Here is a 1,343-nt window from a genome sequence, read left to right as displayed (position 1 = left end):
CGAAGTGCTGCCGCTGCAACTGGAGGTGCCGACCGACAATCAAGAGGGCACGACCTTGGTCATGCTGCAACCTGAAGTGGTGCAGGCGCTCCATGAGCTGTCACCGAGCCTGGCGACCTGATTGCCTTGGGCTTCCGGGCTGTCAAGCGACAGCACCAGGTGCCCAATCGCTTCGGGCAGCCCGTTCAGGCAACGCACCTGCACCACGCTTGGTCCATTGGTGCCGCTGAGGGCAAGCATCGTGCCGAAATCCAGGTCGTGGGTGAAAACGGCATAGCCGTTGGCAGTGGCCCACTGCATCAAGGCCGAATCTGGCGCCCTCGGATCGCCCACCTCGGACCAGAGCACCGCCTCATGGCCGGCGGCCCGCAACAGGGGCATCCATTCGGTCGAGAGGCTGTTGCGTTGAAACAGCCATGTCGACCAGCAGCCTGACCATCAGCTCAGGACCAGTGCCTCTTCCCGTTCTTCCAGGCGCCAGGCGGCATAGGCCAGCGCCTCATCAATGTCGGCAGGTTCCAGTTGCGGATAGGCCTGCAGGATGCGCTCGCGGCTGCTTCCACTGGCGAGTAGCCCAACGACCGTGCCCACCGTGATGCACAGCCCGCGGATGCAGGGTTTGCCGCCCATCACGACGGGAACGTGGCCGAACCGGGGAAACGCCATAGGCCAAGCGTAGGCAGAGGCAGCCGATTCGCTGTCTCAGGTGAAGGCCTCGGCAGCGCGACTGGGCTGGTGCTGCGCCAGAAACGCCTCGATCCAGTCGTGGTGACGCTTCTGCACGATCCGATCGGCGATCGTTGCGGCCTCCTCAGGGATGGAGAAGCGCTTGCGGAAGCCCTGGGTGAGGGCCTCCAGCAGGGGGCGAGGCAGCTGGCGGATGGCGCCGTGCAACGTGCGGATCGTGTCCGCATCGAGGGGGAGCAGCCCAGCATCCTGCTGGGGTGCAGGGACAGCAGCCTGATCCGGGGGCTCTGCTGCTGTCGCTGACCTTTCCTGATGCTGCGGCGCTGGCAGGGCCTGACGCGGCTGGGCCGTTGGGCGCTCCGGTGCCGCTGAGCTGGTCACCTCCCGCTGGCGCTTGTCATAGAGGGCGAGGCCAAACGGGTTCCCGAAGGTCATCAGTGCCCGCTTCATCGCGTCGGTCTCGGCTTCCTTGAGGGCTGACTCATGGGCCTGGCCTAGGTCGACGTCGATGCCGTGGCCGGCGCCGCTGCCCTCGCGGACGAGGGGCGTCAGGCAACCGTGACGTGACCCCCTTTGTCGGTCCAGTCCTTATGAGAGTGGGTGGATGTGGTCATGCTGCAACTCCCTGTTGAGCTGCCTCCAGGGGCGTACGCCCC

The 1,343-nt window shown here is 65.8% G+C and carries 3 protein-coding genes; all 3 read right to left on the bottom strand.

Annotation, left to right across the window (positions count from 1 at the left end; genetic code table 11):
• Window positions 1-39 precede the first annotated feature (39 nt).
• Genes CJZ98_RS19630 through CJZ98_RS17695 form a run of 3 tightly spaced genes read right to left on the bottom strand, consistent with a single transcriptional unit; the run spans window position 40 to window position 1,197 of the window.
• On the bottom strand, window positions 40-414 hold the full coding sequence (locus CJZ98_RS19630; RefSeq protein WP_390902074.1) for a DUF5615 family PIN-like protein: 375 nt from the start codon (window positions 412-414) through the stop codon (window positions 40-42).
• Window positions 415-438: 24 nt separating this feature from the next.
• On the bottom strand, window positions 439-666 hold the full coding sequence (locus CJZ98_RS17700; protein ID WP_094592414.1) for a DUF433 domain-containing protein: 228 nt from the start codon (window positions 664-666) through the stop codon (window positions 439-441).
• A 36-nt stretch (window positions 667-702) separates the two neighbouring features.
• Entirely contained in the window at window positions 703-1,197 is a 495-nt protein-coding gene (locus CJZ98_RS17695; RefSeq protein WP_232756606.1) for a Rad52/Rad22 family DNA repair protein, read from the bottom strand.
• Window positions 1,198-1,343 lie beyond the last annotated feature (146 nt).

The organism is Vulcanococcus limneticus LL, from assembly GCF_002252705.1.
Classification (GTDB): domain Bacteria; phylum Cyanobacteriota; class Cyanobacteriia; order PCC-6307; family Cyanobiaceae; genus Vulcanococcus; species Vulcanococcus limneticus.
Note: the sequence above shows the minus strand (reverse complement) of the source record. Positions and strands in the feature narration are given on the sequence as shown.